The following is a 16,896-nucleotide window of genomic DNA, read 5'->3' on the forward strand; positions in this document are numbered from 1 at the left end:
CCATTGCAGGCAAAGCAGCATTGAAACATAAAGTTTTTTTTAATAAATTAAAGAGAGGTTATATACTAAACCCATTGCAGGCAAAGCAGCATTGAAACAAGATGTTCTTTAAATTCAGAAAGATTTTCTGTATACTAAACCCATTGCAGGCAAAGCAGCATTGAAACCCGTCATCGTCTTTTGAAAAACGTCCGTGTTTTATACTAAACCCATTGCAGGCAAAGCAGCATTGAAACAAATTATTTGTTGGACAAATTAATTCCAACAACAATACTAAACCCATTGCAGGCAAAGCAGCATTGAAACTCCAATGAAAGTTACACTGAGAAACCTAGTTTCCCAGATACTAAACCCATTGCAGGCAAAGCAGCATTGAAACACCCCCACAATTTTAATAATCTCTACGCCACTAGAATACTAAACCCATTGCAGGCAAAGCAGCATTGAAACAGGAGAAAACTTTAGCAGATCTTTTGCTGCTTCTCATATACTAAACCCATTGCAGGCAAAGCAGCATTGAAACTTGGGAGGCGGCGCCGCTTTGGCCTTAATTGTCTAATACTAAACCCATTGCAGGCAAAGCAGCATTGAAACATTTATTAGGAATGGGTATTGAGACGGCAAAACAATATACTAAACCCATTGCAGGCAAAGCAGCATTGAAACAATTCGAAGACAGGCGAAATAACAAACTATCTAAATACTAAACCCATTGCAGGCAAAGCAGCATTGAAACTTCTTCGTCCGGAAAGTAAAAGAAGGCGCTCTCTATACTAAACCCATTGCAGGCAAAGCAGCATTGAAACAACTCTTTGTTTAACAATTGTACATTCATGGGGTATACTAAACCCATTGCAGGCAAAGCAGCATTGAAACTATTGGGATACGTGTCTTATTAGACAAAGGGATATTATACTAAACCCATTGCAGGCAAAGCAGCATTGAAACTATTCGCTCTCCATCATGTTCTATGATAGAGAGGATACTAAACCCATTGCAGGCAAAGCAGCATTGAAACTACTACCGCCAAAGCGGTTGATCAGTTTCTTTACTAATACTAAACCCATTGCAGGCAAAGCAGCATTGAAACAACCTGAAGAAGTTTCAATACGGCGGATGATTTCATATACTAAACCCATTGCAGGCAAAGCAGCATTGAAACTACCTCTGAGATAAGGAAAGCTTCCAGTGGTTAGATACTAAACCCATTGCAGGCAAAGCAGCATTGAAACGCAGTAGAATTGGTCGCCTTAGTGCGATTGCTGATACTAAACCCATTGCAGGCAAAGCAGCATTGAAACGAATTTTACCCAATCTTTTTCAGTGAAGTGGAACCTATACTAAACCCATTGCAGGCAAAGCAGCATTGAAACACGCTTGAGAATTGCTTTGTTTGGGCCTTTGGACAATACTAAACCCATTGCAGGCAAAGCAGCATTGAAACTTGCCTTGGATAAGCTAAGTCTGAAGAAAAGTACATACTAAACCCATTGCAGGCAAAGCAGCATTGAAACTTACGCTTAGCCGCCAACATCGCCTTAGCCAAATCAAATACTAAACCCATTGCAGGCAAAGCAGCATTGAAACAAACCAAAACAAAAATAATATTAAAATGAAAGAAAGATACTAAACCCATTGCAGGCAAAGCAGCATTGAAACTGTAACCTAGTATTTCTAAGTAAATTAGCAATAGAGAATACTAAACCCATTGCAGGCAAAGCAGCATTGAAACCGCCACGTGCTTGCTTCGCTTGCTTTAGTACCACAAATACTAAACCCATTGCAGGCAAAGCAGCATTGAAACACTTGAGCCAATTCAGCAACAAACCCTTTTAGGCTTATACTAAACCCATTGCAGGCAAAGCAGCATTGAAACCGCTACCGTATGCAGCAGATAACGGAGTTTAAGTATACTAAACCCATTGCAGGCAAAGCAGCATTGAAACTGTGCAGAACGGGGGCTGGGGTGTAAAATGCTTAGAGATACTAAACCCATTGCAGGCAAAGCAGCATTGAAACTAAGGTGTGGGATGTCCTCTGATTGCATAGGCAAATACTAAACCCATTGCAGGCAAAGCAGCATTGAAACCTCCTTGCGAGTGTGGGGCCGACTTGGATCGTTATATACTAAACCCATTGCAGGCAAAGCAGCATTGAAACAGGCAAAAACTCATCAAAGGCAAATTGCCTAAATATTTAATACTAAACCCATTGCAGGCAAAGCAGCATTGAAACGTCGACTAAACTCCGAGTCCCACAATACTGTCTTATACTAAACCCATTGCAGGCAAAGCAGCATTGAAACCTCTAATCATATCAGCTATGATTAAAGGTAAATAAAAATACTAAACCCATTGCAGGCAAAGCAGCATTGAAACAGGCATTGAACTGCCCGATAGCCTAGTTTGGCTACCAGATACTAAACCCATTGCAGGTAAAGCAGCATTGAAACAACTTTTTTATAATTTTTTCCCTAATTATTTGTTATACTAAACCCATTGCAGGCAAAGCAGCATTGAAACGGAATTAGTACTACTTGTTATATTGAGGGAGTACTATACTAAACCCATTGCAGGCAAAGCAGCATTGAAACCTTAGCTACTACAATCTTTGTTTTCTCCCCAGAAAAATACTAAACCCATTGCAGGCAAAGCAGCATTGAAACTGTATGACCTCCTATAGGGAGAGACAGCAGTGTCATACTAAACCCATTGCAGGCAAAGCAGCATTGAAACACATTTTCTTAAATTTAGGAGGTCTTTTATCATTGATACTAAACCCATTGCAGGCAAAGCAGCATTGAAACCCATCTATATTCAACAATATGTAAGTCTGTTGGTGAATACTAAACCCATTGCAGGCAAAGCAGCATTGAAACTTCAAGGTCAAACATTGAGTCTTGAAAAGGAATCAATACTAAACCCATTGCAGGCAAAGCAGCATTGAAACATAAGCAAGAAGTACCTTTGCCTTCTTATGTTGTATACTAAACCCATTGCAGGCAAAGCAGCATTGAAACGTTCTAGTTCCTCTAGACTGATACGCTCATCCCGCAAATACTAAACCCATTGCAGGCAAAGCAGCATTGAAACTAAGAGTCTGCTTAGAGAAGACAGATGATACCAGATACTAAACCCATTGCAGGCAAAGCAGCATTGAAACAACATAAGAATATTGTTATACTTCTTATATTGGTTAAAATACTAAACCCATTGCAGGCAAAGCAGCATTGAAACTTATACGGTGATGGTGAATCAACACCTCAACTTGAATACTAAACCCATTGCAGGCAAAGCAGCATTGAAACACTCTCTCAAGACATCTTTTGCCTCGTTGGCAATATACTAAACCCATTGCAGGCAAAGCAGCATTGAAACAACTTTTAAAAGTCAGTCCTCCGTAACCTTTAAAAATACTAAACCCATTGCAGGCAAAGCAGCATTGAAACACAACAGATTTCATTCCTGATCCTACAGGAAGTATTTATACTAAACCCATTGCAGGCAAAGCAGCATTGAAACATCGCCTTGGAAAATATATTTTGCTGGAGCAACTATACTAAACCCATTGCAGGCAAAGCAGCATTGAAACTTCATTATTTTAATTTTAGTTATTTACAATATCGAATACTAAACCCATTGCAGGCAAAGCAGCATTGAAACTTGGTGGGGACTACCGTTACACCAACACTGCTGCAATACTAAACCCATTGCAGGCAAAGCAGCATTGAAACAAGAGCCAACACAGCAGCAGCTCTATCGAGAGCCAAATACTAAACCCATTGCAGGCAAAGCAGCATTGAAACTTTTAAATCTGAATTATGAGTGTTTTTAATTGCTATACTAAACCCATTGCAGGCAAAGCAGCATTGAAACAAAGAAAAGCTTATGAAGAATATATTAAAATTACTAATACTAAACCCATTGCAGGCAAAGCAGCATTGAAACTTCATAGGTTATTTGGGTAATACTCCTATTAAAATATACTAAACCCATTGCAGGCAAAGCAGCATTGAAACGTCCCAAATATTTGGGTTTTTTGGACATTATATATATACTAAACCCATTGCAGGCAAAGCAGCATTGAAACTTCCGCATCCCGAAGATCCCTCCTTAATCTGGAGAATACTAAACCCATTGCAGGCAAAGCAGCATTGAAACATCCTTACTAGTTTCCTATATGCCTAGCTGGTGGAATACTAAACCCATTGCAGGCAAAGCAGCATTGAAACCCGAAGATGGTACTGTCTTTATGACGCAGAGACAAATACTAAACCCATTGCAGGCAAAGCAGCATTGAAACTTTGTAGCAGTACCAGAAGATATTGAACTGCAGACATACTAAACCCATTGCAGGCAAAGCAGCATTGAAACATCTCTACTTGTAGTCCCCATTTCTGGGAAATAATACTAAACCCATTGCAGGCAAAGCAGCATTGAAACGCCCGTCGTGGCTCCTCCTGAGCCTGTTATTTCTATACTAAACCCATTGCAGGCAAAGCAGCATTGAAACATCTAACGTCCCGTGGTTTTCCGGGGCGTATAGAATACTAAACCCATTGCAGGCAAAGCAGCATTGAAACAGCTGGGACGAACAGCAGTCTCAGCTCAAGCCTATATACTAAACCCATTGCAGGCAAAGCAGCATTGAAACATCATAGCTATCATAGCGATAGCTATTAGGCATATACTAAACCCATTGCAGGCAAAGCAGCATTGAAACTTCCGTTGCGCAGCTCTCCGTCTGCGACGTACTTCTATACTAAACCCATTGCAGGCAAAGCAGCATTGAAACTCCATAATATCAGCAGAGCAGCCGATGCCAGCCCCATACTAAACCCATTGCAGGCAAAGCAGCATTGAAACATCTTGTAGGTTCATACAAATCTTTGTGGACGTAATACTAAACCCATTGCAGGCAAAGCAGCATTGAAACCTTCTGTACCTGTGTAATAATCTCTTGATATTAATACTAAACCCATTGCAGGCAAAGCAGCATTGAAACCGTACCACGAACGGTACAACACATGTGATAACTCATACTAAACCCATTGCAGGCAAAGCAGCATTGAAACTATAATTTTTAAATTTAGAGATATTACTGTCCAATACTAAACCCATTGCAGGCAAAGCAGCATTGAAACTCCATAATATCAGCAGAGCAGCCGATGCCAGCCCCATACTAAACCCATTGCAGGCAAAGCAGCATTGAAACAGTTAAGGGTGTAGTCCTTTTCGGAGCTTCCTTGATATACTAAACCCATTGCAGGCAAAGCAGCATTGAAACTCAGCCAAATGCTTGCCTGATGGTGCAGGTACAAATACTAAACCCATTGCAGGCAAAGCAGCATTGAAACATTTACAGTTTTAGTTGATTCTGAGTCTAATTTGCATACTAAACCCATTGCAGGCTAAGCAGCATTGAAACTTCCTCGTTGCTCCTAACGAAGATGGCAGTTGTCGTTTGTATACTAAACCCTTTGCAGGCTAAGCAGCATTGAAACTGGGACGGCATAAGCTTAGGGCTTAACAAGTCCAAATACTAAACCCTTTGCAGGCTAAGCAGCATTGAAACTCTCCCAGGCTGTAGGAGAAAGGAATAAGTCTTTTATACTAAACCCATTGCAGGCGAAGCAGCATTGAAACTAACGCTAAGGGGGCTGTAGAGGGAAGGGCTAAATACTAAACCCATTGCAGGCGAAGCAGCATTGAAACTGTTACCGCATCAGCTCTCATTGCCATCAAAGCCAATACTAAACCCATTGCAGGCGAAGCAGCATTGAAACTGCAGCATTGGGTTCGCTGTACTGTAAGTGCTACTTATACTAAACCCATTGCAGGCGAAGCAGCATTGAAACTAGGGACAGAGTCTGAAATTAAGAAAGAGGCAGCATACTAAACCCATTGCAGGCGAAGCAGCATTGAAACTCTGAGCAGAGCTATCGACGCATAGCTCTTTGCCATACTAAACCCATTGCAGGCGAAGCAGCATTGAAACTTGGGTTACTCCTTACGTCGCTGAAATGTTTTAATACTAAACCCATTGCAGGCGAAGCAGCATTGAAACCACGCTTGGGAAATCAGCACCTCCCCACGTGGAGATATACTAAACCCATTGCAGGCGAAGCAGCATTGAAACCTGGGAAAGATGAGGGGCTACACACCAAATATATAATACTAAACCCATTGCAGGCGAAGCAGCATTGAAACGCCCTAAACAATTTCAGGCAAAAATCAATAATTCTATACTAAACCCATTGCAGGCGAAGCAGCATTGAAACATTTTTAAATTTTATTTCTTATGACTCTTTATTTCATACTAAACCCATTGCAGGCGAAGCAGCATTGAAACTTCTCCAGACAAAGGTCGGGAGATCTCTGATTACTTAATACTAAACCCATTGCAGGCGAAGCAGCATTGAAACTGTGCCGCAAAATTGCGTTTTCTAACCTAGCCCTGCGCAAATACTAAACCCATTGCAGGCGAAGCAGCATTGAAACTGCCTACGGAAATACGTGACCCCAAGTTCCCCATATACTAAACCCATTGCAGGCGAAGCAGCATTGAAACTGAATCGTAGCCAACAATAAGCGTGAGCTACGCTACGATACTAAACCCATTGCAGGCGAAGCAGCATTGAAACCGGGCCAGAGCAACCCACAGGTAGAATTTTCTCTCACATACTAAACCCATTGCAGGCGAAGCAGCATTGAAACTATTCTGCTCGTGTACCTCATCCACAAGGATGGTGATACTAAACCCATTGCAGGCGAAGCAGCATTGAAACGAAGCAATATCCACTAAAGAAACTAACTGCTTGATAATACTAAACCCATTGCAGGCGAAGCAGCATTGAAACTTTTTAGATCGTAGGAGTGTAAAAAGCTTTTACGATACTAAACCCATTCAGCCAATAATCGCCCAGGGACAAAAGCCCCTAGGCTAATTCAATGGAGTGAGCCCTAAAGGGCCTCAAATTATGACCTACTGCTTTGCTCCATTGTTATTGCAGGGGAGGGCCATATCCAAAGGCCCTCTTTAGAGGGCTGTCTGAAAAAAGCTAGCCTAGGGGCTTGTCCCTAAGCAGCGGAGCAGGAGGCCGTATGGAGATAGCTTTTATTAGTCCCTCAACTTTTTCTTGAGATTTTTGAAGGAAGGGAGAGGAATGAGAATAAGCCTTTTACTGATAAAGCTTTATATTAGAATGTGTTATGGGCCGATGGTTTTAAAACTATCGGCTCATTTTATTGCGCTTAGTCTGTTCTCCTTTGTTGCTGTGGGTTTCAACCTACAGGTACATATATCCATGCTACAGGCCCCAAAAAATAAACCTAGTCCCTCAACTTTTTCTGTGGAGATAGAAGAGGAGGAAAAAGTGAAGAATGCGTCTTTTAACGGCTGGGCAGTTTTGGGCCCATGGGCTTCAGCCTATGGTTGTGGGACTATGCAAACTGGCGGGCTAAAGCCCTTTTTGTGGCCCTTTGGCCTTCGGCCATGGCGGCTTAGCCGCCTGCTATTCATCGGCTAGGAACAAGCCCCAAGCTGTAGAAGAAGATGCTAAATAGCTCCTTTATTAGTCCCTCAACTTTTTCTTCTGCCTTTAGAGGGGAGATGAGTCTCTTCAGAACTAGTAGGTTTTGGGTCCTGCGACTTTTCATTAGTCCCTCAACTTTTTCTGTGTAAAGAGGAGAGGGGAAAGTGAAAAAAAAGCCTTGTATATGAAAAGGAGCTATTTTGTTTTCAGGTCCTGCGGCTTTTAAGCTGCAGGCCAGTTGTTGGTCAGGAGTGGGCTCTGCTGTACCTAAATTGGCTGCTGGTTTCAACCTGCAGCCACAGCTAGCAGGCGGCGAAGCCGCCGCAAAGGAGCGAAGCGACTTGGCCTAGGGGCCTGAAAGGGTGCCGCGCAGCGGCAGACCCAGCCAGCTTGCTGGCGCAGGGCCGAGCAGACCTGCGAGCCCTGCAAGGGCCCGGCCGCCAAAGGCGGCAGGCCCCAGAAAAAGAAAAATAAAATATAGATCTAACTGTTTGGTAATCAGTTGTAAAGGAGGGTTTAAATAGCTTGTTTTTCAAACCGAATTTAACTAATTTTAGAGCTAAATAGCTATTTGTTTTGTGGCAGAAATGCAGTTTTAATTAAATTTTTTAAAAAAATCGGAAAATAAAGTTCACAAAATGGACTTAAGTGACATTAAAGAATAGATCGGCATTTTAGTAGATGATGGACTTTAATAAAATGCTTTAACAGCTATGCCAAGAGTGGAGGCGCAAGTTGAAAATGGTTTTAATTGGAGGGCGTAGTTTTCCCAAAAGATTTTTTCCCAAACCCATGCTCTAGCATGGGGCAAAAAGACAGCATGAAAAAAAATGAGACCTTATTAACCGAACTATTTGACCTAGATGAGCTGACGGCTTGTCAGGAATTAGCCGAAAAATTAATGGCTGCAGGAGCAAAAAGCTCAGCGCCATATTATTATTGGGTGAAGGTGGAGCTCGAAAAAGAATCGCCTAACTATTTGAATGCCAAGCGTTGTTTGCAGTTGGGCCAAAAGCGTTCTGCTGAAAAAGGACCCCTGTATTTTTTGTTTGGCCAATTGATGGAAGAAGAGGGGCGCTATGATTTGGCGCTTCATTATTATGAGCAGGGGCAGGGCGATGAACAGGCCGATTTGGCCCAAGCCAAGTTGCTTTTTTTGTTGGAAGAAGATCTGCCCAAGGCCAAAATTTTGCTCGAAAATTTGGCGGCGCCCACTGCAGAAAGCTGCTATTTTTTGGCAGCTATTGCCTTGGAAGAAGGCGAATATTTGCAGGGAATTTCCCTCTTATCGCCGATTTGTAACACCGAATTTGAGGAAGACTGTTTTGAGCTGCTTTGCCGCTTGCATATTGCTTTTGGAGAGGGCGAAAAAGCGCTTCCCTATTTAAAAACCTTGACCGAAAAGGCGGCAGATCCGATCGGCTATATGTCGGAATATGCGCAGCTTTTGCAGGACCTAAAACAAGATTTGGCGGCGGCCCAGGCTTGGTGCAGCTACCACAACAGTTTGCAGCAACCCCAAATGAGCCAGGACCGAATTTTTCTGGAGAAGGCCCAAGATTTTTATGCTTTGGGTTTGCATGAGGGGGCACTCTTTTTTTGCGAGCAAGCCAATCGCCATCAGTTGAGTGTGGAAGGCCTGCGGATGCAGACAAAATTGTATAAAGTGACTGGCGCTCTGGACAAGGTGGAGGATTGTCTGCAGGAGATGGCGCAATTTTATCCGGGAATGGATATCGCGGCTTTTAGCAGCAATATGGAAAAAAATAATCCAGAGGATGAGTAGCCTAAATAAGTAAAATAAATCTAACCAAACTAAACAACCTAATTTTTAACAAAAACACAATTTCTATGAAAAATTACACTGAACATCCTGATCCAGATCAGGACACCCCACCCAATCCCCCTGCGCAATAAGCGGGCGGAAGAGGAGAAGAAGCTTGGCTTTTTCTCCTTTTTTTTGGGGCCTCCGCTGCGGCTTCGCCTTGCGGCGGTTACTCCCTTCGGTCGTCGAACTGCGAACTAAAGTTCTTGTTGTCGTTCGGCAGCTCGCTGTTACTTGCTTCGCTGCGTCGGCTCCCGTTGGTCGGGTCGCTCGGCCCTGCGCAAAAAACAAGTTTTTGCTGGGTCTGCGGCTTTGCCGCACTGCCTACCATCGCTATGCCGCTCAACTGTCTTTTTTCTTTGGGCTGTTTTCTTCGGCGGCTGGGCGGCTTTGGCCCATGGGCTGAAGCCCATGGTTGTGGGACTATGCAAACTGGCGGGCTAAAGCCCTTGTTTGCCGATGGAGCCTAGTGAAACCGCAAATCCCCTCGAATGAGGGGATGGCGATTTTTTCAATAGCCTAGGGCCTTGGCCCTAGGGATGGCCGAAGGCCAAACGGCCTAGGGGCCTGAAAGGGTGGCCGCAGGCCAGACCCAGCCGCTGAAAGCGGCGCAGGGCCGAGCAGACCTGCGAGCCCTGCAAGGGCCCGGCCGCCAAAGGCGGCAGGCCCCAAAAAAGAAAAAATAAAGAGTAGAAGATTTTGAGGAGAGGGGAAAAAGGACCATAAACTCCCTGCAAAAATGACTATTTTAGGGCCTGATTTTCTAAATACTACCCATGCGCGGCCTGCTTTCTTTCTCTGTTTATACTCACCTGCACATTGCCCTAGGGGCTGCCCTGCTGACCGCTAGTAGTTTTTGGCAATGGGGACGGCCAATAGAGGGCTGGAGTTTGCCGCTGGCCTTTTTTGCCTGTTGGTGGATTTATGCCCTGCACCGAATTTACTCGAACCGTTCGGATAAGATGAAGGCGGAGCGACAAGCTATTTTGCAAAAATATCGTGCTTGGAATTGGGGATTGCTGCTTTTGCTGCCTGGGGTCCTGCTGTATTTAGCTAGTCAACTGCCTTTTGCCTTGCTCCGATGGTTGCTTTTGCCCGCCTTGCTTTCTTTGGCCTATGTGCTGCCTATTTATAAGGGCTGGCGACTGAGAGATATTCCCTGGCTGAAAATTTTTCTGATTGCTGGGGTCTGGTCTTTTGTGGCTACGGTGCTGCCCGCTTTAGAATTGGGACGGCCCATTTCTCCTTACTTATTTTTTGAACGGGCCCTCTTTGTTTTATTGATTACCTTGCCTTTTGATTTGCGAGATTTGGAACAAGAAGCCAAGGCAGGAGTGCCCACTCTGGTTTCTAGTTTGGGCGAAAAAAGGAGTCGCTACTTCATTGCTGCCCTAGCCCTAATTTGGTGGGGAATGCAGGCCTATACCGCCCCTTTTTTTATGCTATTGGCCAGTAGCATTTGTTTGCTGCTTATCTTTGTCCTGCTTTCTAGAACCCATGCGCAACAAAATGATTTCTTCTTTTCTTTTTATTGGGATGGCCTCTTAATTTTGTATCCTTTGCTCATCTTTTTGTTCAAAACCTATACTTAATGGCGATAGCTCATTTTTCTTTGCCCCAGGGACTTTCTTTGGCCCAATTTAAGGCGCAAGCCCTAAGCGTTTTTCAAGATGATCAGCCCCTATTGGTCCTTGATAATAATGAATTTAAGGAGGATGCTTTTCATGAAGTGGAATGGCTGCTGGGTGCTGCTGCTCGTCGTAGCCTTCGGGCCGATTGTTTTGCCCCTCTAGAGGCCGCGATGCAGGCCGATCCCAAGGCTTGGTGGTTGGGCTATTTTTCCTATGAGCTCAAAAACGATTTGGAGGAGCTGAGCTCGGAGAATATCGATCCCTTGAGCTTTCCAAAATTGGCTTTTTTTCAGCCAGCGGTTCGGATTTTGATTCGGCCAAATGGAGCGATTGAAATAGAGGCAGAAGATCCTCAGGCGGTTTGGGAAAACTGTTTGGAGGCATCGGCTTTACAAGGAGAAAAGCCCCTAGCTTTGCCCGAATTACAAGCTCGGATTACTAAGGCCGACTATATAGCGACCATTGCCGCTCTTAAAGAACATATTCTGGCGGGAGACATTTATGAGGTCAATTTTTGCCAAGAGTTTTTTATGGAAGGGGCCAAAATTGCCCCATTGCCTCTTTATTGGCGACTAATGAAATTGAGCCCCAGCCCTTTTTCGGCCTACTATCAATGGGAAAATGAGCATTTAATCTCGGCTAGTCCAGAACGCTTTTTGGCCCAAAGAGGAAGCCGACTCATCGCCCAACCGATTAAGGGAACCATTGGCCGAGGAAAAAATGAAGCCGAAGATCAAGCACTAGCCAATAGCCTGAGACATAGCGAAAAAGATTTGGCGGAGCATGTCATGATTGTGGACCTGCTGCGCAACGATTTGGCCCAATCAGCAGCGCCTGCCACCGTAGAAGTGAGCGAGCTGTTTGGCATTTACGCTTTTCCCCAATTGCAACAGATGATCTCTACCGTAGAAGCCGAACGGCGAGCCGATTGTAGCCCCCTGCAGGCCCTAAAAAAGGCTTTTCCCATGGGCTCAATGACCGGCGCGCCTAAAATTATGAGTATGAAAATTATTGAGCGCTACGAACAGCAACAAAGAGGTTTGTATTCTGGCGCAGTAGGCTATTTTTCGCCAGAGGGAAATTCCGATTTTAATGTGGTCATCAGAAGCTTAGTCTATCAACAAGAAAAAGAGTACCTCTCTTTTCAGGTGGGGGGCGCCATTGTCTATGACTCAATTGCTGAAGCCGAATATGAGGAATGCCTGCTCAAGGCCAAAGGACTACTTTTGGCCCTAGGAAAAAATATATAGCTGTGGCTGCTTTTTTCATCAAAAAGTATTTTGCGTTGAATGCTATTTACAATGAAAAATTTGTATTTTAAAGCTAGTAGATACCATTGTTCCCCTCTATCTAGCTAACCCCGCTAAATAGCAACAACCCTACTCCAACATGCACTACATTCAAGGTGAATTTAACAGCCTAGATGAGTATAAAAAGGCCTATTTTCTCTCTGAAGAGGAAATCCAACTCATCCGAAAAAGAAGTCAAGCAATCCCCTTTGAAGATTTTCAACAAACCTTTGATGCCACTATGGTTTGGATGAGAGAAGGAGAACTGAGCGACCGCTTCCCCGAGCCAATCATTCAAGCAACCATTCAAGCGCGAGACTTTATTATTACGGATTCTAGCCTAGAGGTTCTCGGCGAGGGCTATCTGGAACGGCATGCCGGCATCCGACGGCAATATCTAGAGGCAGGCGTTACCCTCAAGGCCTTTACCACCCTGCTGGTCCGCTTTCATGAGAGTGTCTATGCCGTTTTGCAAAAGCATTATCCCGATGATGTCCAACTAGCCATCGCTTGCAAAAAATACAATCTCATCGATCTCGATATTCTGGCCAAAGAATACCGCAAAAAAACACTGCAGGACCTAGAAGAGCAAAATACCGCCCTACGCGAACTCTCTACTCCCGTGGCCCAAATCTGGGAAAATATCCTGCTGCTTCCACTGGTCGGCTTTATCGATTCTAAGCGCTCTAAGGATATTATGGAGGCCATGCTAGACAATATCGCCGACAAACAAGCTAAGTTTTTTATCCTCGATATTTCTGGAGTGGCTATTGTCGATACTGCCGTAGCCAATCACCTCATCAAAATGACCAAAGCCGCCCGCCTAATGGGCGCAAAATGTATCATCTCGGGCATTTCGGGCAATATCGCCCAAACTATTGTCGAACTCGGTATCGCTATTGACGAAATCGAAACCACAGGCAGCATGAAGGATGCCCTAAAATGGGCCATCAAGGAAAGCGGAAATCAACTCTAAGAAAAGCCCAACTATTTTCTATAAATAGTTTTTAGGTTGAACATTCAAATAATAAATAACTACTGCCTATCTTAAGACAAAAGGCAAATAATATGCAGGAAAACTCTACCTACGAACAACTTTATGACTATTACAAAACGACTTACTTCCTGACAGAAGAAGAACTAGAGGCATTACAATTAGCTGCGGATAAAATTCCTTATAAAGAAAAGGAAGTTGTTTTTCAAGGCATAATTGATTGGATGGAGGCATCCAATCTTTTTCCTGAAATTACAATTACAGCTTCAGTTATTCATAAAGAGGATATTTTAGCCGATTTAGTTGGTGCCCGTCTATCTGCCAGATATATTGAACGACACTCAGAAATTAGACGCAATTTTTTGGCAGCAGGCGTGAGCCTAGAGTCTTTTACTCAGCTTTTGGTCCGCTTCCATGAAGGCATTACTAAGCTTTTTATTAAGCATAATAAAAATGCTCTAAACCTTATTCTAGCCTATAAAAAGTTTAACCAGGTCGATCTCGATATTCTAGCCAAGGAGTATCGAGAGAAAATGACTAGAGACCTCGAAAAACAAAATGAAGCCCTAAGAGAACTCTCTACTCCCGTGGCCCAAATCTGGGAAAATATTCTGCTGCTTCCACTAGTCGGCTTTATCGATTCTAAGCGCTCTAAGGATGTTATGGAGGCCATGCTAGACAATATCGCCGACAAACAAGCTAAGTTTTTTATCCTCGATATTTCTGGAGTGGCTATTGTCGATACTGCCGTAGCCAATCACCTCATCAAGATGACCAAAGCCGCCCGCCTGATGGGCGCAAAATGTGTCATCTCGGGCATTTCAGGCAATATCGCCCAAACAATTGTCGAACTCGGTATCGCTATTGACGAAATCGAAACCACAGGCAGCATGAAAGATGCCCTAAAATGGGCCATCAAGGAAAGCGGAAACCAACTCTAAAACGCAAAAAGGCGATTGGAAACCCTCCAATCGCCTTTTCTTTATTTTTCTTGCTTCGCCATGTATTTATCCAACATTCCATTGGTCGTTTGCTGCATTTTCTTTCGGAAAAAACCCGACCAACCCAGCAAATGCCCAGTCGTCCCCAAGGCTTGTTTGCTCCAACGCCAAAGGTTAAATTGATCCCGATGCTCAATGATTAAACCATCCTTAAAGCGAAATTGGGCCTGAACAATGTTATGAACGGGCCGCCTTTTGTCGCCATATTTATAATCCGCAACCCATTTGGCCTGCCCCTTTTCCGCATCAGCCGATAGCTCGCTATGCCGAATCAAAATGCTGTCTTTGCTCTGCGTCAACAACATTTCCCACATTTTTTTGGCCCGATCGCCTTGCAAACGACCAAAAGCAGGATCTTCAAAAACAACCTCAGGATGATAACAACTGGCCATCGTCTCATAGTCAGCCGCCGCAAAGGCCTTGTAAAACTTGTCAATCAAGGCTTTGTTTTCCATATTCTCTTCTTTTAGGGATAAACTGAGCTCCTTTGAAGAGCGACAGCTCGACAAAAAAAGGAGGCCAAACAAAACTACACAAATAGCTGCTAGGGGGATTCTTCTGTTCATCCCTCAAGATATCAATTTTTTTTGGTTTTTGGGGCCTCCGCTGCGGCTTCGCCTTGCGGCGCTACGTTGCGCAGCTCGCTGTTCGCTCGGCCCTTCAGCCCTTCGGGCTTCGGTCTGGCCCTGCGGGCCACTGCTGCACATCGCTAGGCCAGCCAGCCCTTGGCCTTAAGGCCGAAGTTTTGGCGCCTCATGTCTGTCGGCCTGTTCTTCATCCAAACGCTGGACCTTGGCCATGACTTGCTCGCTCATTTTAGCCTTAAATGCATCTAGCTTTTGAGCAATTTTTACATCATTAACGCTCAGAATTTGGGCCGCCAAAATGCCCGCATTCTTGGCCCCATTCAAGGCAACGGTAGCCACAGGCACCCCATTGGGCATTTGCAAAATAGACAAAACAGAATCCCAGCCATCAATAGAATTACTCGACTTAATCGGCACACCAATAACCGGCAAGCTGCTCAAAGAGGCAAGCATCCCAGGCAAATGGGCGGCCCCGCCAGCCCCCGCAATAATTACCCCATAACCCTTTTCTCTCGCCTTGGGAGCAAACTCAAATAAACGTTGGGGCGTACGATGCGCCGAAATAATACTCATCTCATAAGGCAAACCCAATTGGTCCAAAAAATGGGCGGCGGCTTGCATGACGGGCAAATCAGAATCACTGCCCATCAAAATGGCTACTTTTTTCATTTTTATCTCGTTTTAGATGCGGTGCAAGCCGCGGATTTTTAATGTGTTTTTTACAAAGCGCGCCTTCTCCATTAAGCGCTCTAAGTTTTGGTCGGTTACCGTAATATGGCCCATTTTCCGAAAGGGCTTGCAGTCTTCTTTACCATACAAATGCAAATGCACCCCCGAAATGGCCAATACCTCTTTCAATCCCTCTAGTTTGGCCGGACCATGAAAGCCCTCTTCCCCCAATAAGTTGAGGAGAATAGAAGGAGTCTGTATTTGACTATCGCCCAAGGGCCAATCATAAATGGCCCGCAAATGCTGCTCAAACTGAGAACAAACATTGCCCTCTATGCTTTGGTGCCCACTATTATGCGGACGAGGGGCCACCTCATTAACCAATAAGTTCCCCGATCGATCAATAAAGAACTCTACAGCCAGTAACCCCACCATGCCCAGCTTTTCTATTAAATCTTTAGCCATCTGATCGGCTTTTTGGGCCATATTTTCCTCAATTCTGGCGGGGCTAAATAGATATTCTACCAAATTGGCCTCTGGATGAAAAATCATCTCTACCGCAGGATAGGTCCGTATTTCTCCAGATGCAGAACGAGCCACAATGACCGCTATCTCTTGCTGAATATCCACCAGTTTTTCTAGGACCGAAGGGGCCTCAAAGGCCTTTCCTAAATCACTTTCTTGCCGCAAAACTTGGACCCCCTTGCCATCATAGCCATCTCTGCGGAGCTTTTGGACCGCTGGCAAAAAGTCTGTTTGTGCCAAAAGCTCTTCCTTATTGGCGAGCAATAAAAAATCGGCCGTAGGAAAGCCCTGCGCCCGATAGAATTCTTTTTGTTTGCCTTTGTCCTGAATCAGCTCAATAATAGCCGCCTGCGGATAAACTTCCTTGCCCTCGGCCTCCAATCGCTTGAGGGCCGCTGTATTGACTTTCTCGATTTCTATAGAAATTAAGTCGTAATCTTGCCCAAAAGCATATACCGTTTCCTCATCCAATAAATCGCCTTGGACAAAATGCTTGGCCAAAGAAGAAGCTGGCGCCTCAAGCTGGCTATCCAAAATACCCATCTGAATATTAAAATCTGTGGCCGACTGAATGAGCATGCGCCCCAATTGTCCGCCCCCTAAAATGCCTAATTTTTTTTGCATGGCCTTTTCTTTTTTTTACAAAGGTAAAGGCCCAACAAAGAAGTTGCTATTTGCGGCTGTAAAATTACTATTAAGAAAAAAAACGGCAGTGGAGCGGCCTAGTGATGCGGCGGGGTGGCCGCAGGCCAGACCGAGTTTTTTGAGCGTAGCGAAAAAACGAAGGGCCGAGCAGACCTGCGAGCCCCAAAGCGTAACGCCGACGAGCGTAGCGAGGCGG

The 16,896-nt window shown here is 44.4% G+C and carries 8 protein-coding genes and 1 CRISPR repeat array (1 of these 9 only partly in view); of the genes, 5 read left to right on the forward strand and 3 right to left on the reverse strand.

The genetic code is table 11. The features are described from left to right. A CRISPR array of direct repeats spans positions 1-6,859; the repeat unit is 36 nt; unit sequence ATACTAAACCCATTGCAGGCGAAGCAGCATTGAAAC; it begins 2,494 nt to the left of the window's first position. A gap of 1,495 nt (positions 6,860-8,354) precedes the next feature. From OP864_RS14480 to OP864_RS14500, 5 genes are all read left to right on the forward strand, one after another. Then, positions 8,355-9,320 (forward strand): tetratricopeptide repeat protein, encoded by a 966-nt coding sequence (locus OP864_RS14480; protein WP_270098869.1) that lies wholly within the window; start codon positions 8,355-8,357, stop codon positions 9,318-9,320. 815 nt (positions 9,321-10,135) lie between these two features. After that, a complete protein-coding gene (locus OP864_RS14485; protein WP_270098870.1) occupies positions 10,136-10,951 on the forward strand; it encodes a UbiA family prenyltransferase in 816 nt (271 codons plus the stop codon). Beyond that, positions 10,951-12,240, forward strand: coding sequence for an anthranilate synthase component I family protein (locus OP864_RS14490; RefSeq protein WP_270098871.1), 1,290 nt, complete (start codon positions 10,951-10,953; stop codon positions 12,238-12,240). The genes OP864_RS14485 and OP864_RS14490 overlap by 1 nt, the downstream gene beginning before the upstream one ends. A 139-nt stretch (positions 12,241-12,379) precedes the next feature. Beyond that, positions 12,380-13,255, forward strand: coding sequence for an STAS domain-containing protein (locus tag OP864_RS14495; RefSeq protein ID WP_270098872.1), 876 nt, complete (start codon positions 12,380-12,382; stop codon positions 13,253-13,255). 92 nt (positions 13,256-13,347) lie between these two features. Continuing rightward, positions 13,348-14,214 carry an STAS domain-containing protein gene (locus OP864_RS14500; protein ID WP_270098873.1) on the forward strand — a complete coding sequence of 289 codons (867 nt, stop codon included), beginning with the start codon at positions 13,348-13,350 and terminating at the stop codon, positions 14,212-14,214. 41 nt (positions 14,215-14,255) lie between these two features. Here OP864_RS14500 and OP864_RS14505 read toward each other — a convergent pair whose 3' ends face one another. From OP864_RS14505 to OP864_RS14515, 3 genes are all read right to left on the reverse strand, one after another. Continuing rightward, entirely contained in the window at positions 14,256-14,840 is a 585-nt protein-coding gene (locus OP864_RS14505; protein ID WP_270098874.1) for a nuclear transport factor 2 family protein, read from the reverse strand. Between the two features lie 165 nt (positions 14,841-15,005). After that, a complete protein-coding gene (gene purE / locus OP864_RS14510) occupies positions 15,006-15,530 on the reverse strand; it encodes a 5-(carboxyamino)imidazole ribonucleotide mutase (protein WP_270098875.1) in 525 nt (174 codons plus the stop codon). A 12-nt stretch (positions 15,531-15,542) separates the two neighbouring features. Continuing rightward, a complete protein-coding gene (locus tag OP864_RS14515; protein WP_270098876.1) occupies positions 15,543-16,679 on the reverse strand; it encodes a 5-(carboxyamino)imidazole ribonucleotide synthase in 1,137 nt (378 codons plus the stop codon). Positions 16,680-16,896: the final 217 nt, after the last annotated feature.

It is taken from the genome of Saprospira grandis, from assembly GCF_027594745.1.
GTDB lineage: Bacteria > Bacteroidota > Bacteroidia > Chitinophagales > Saprospiraceae > Saprospira > Saprospira grandis.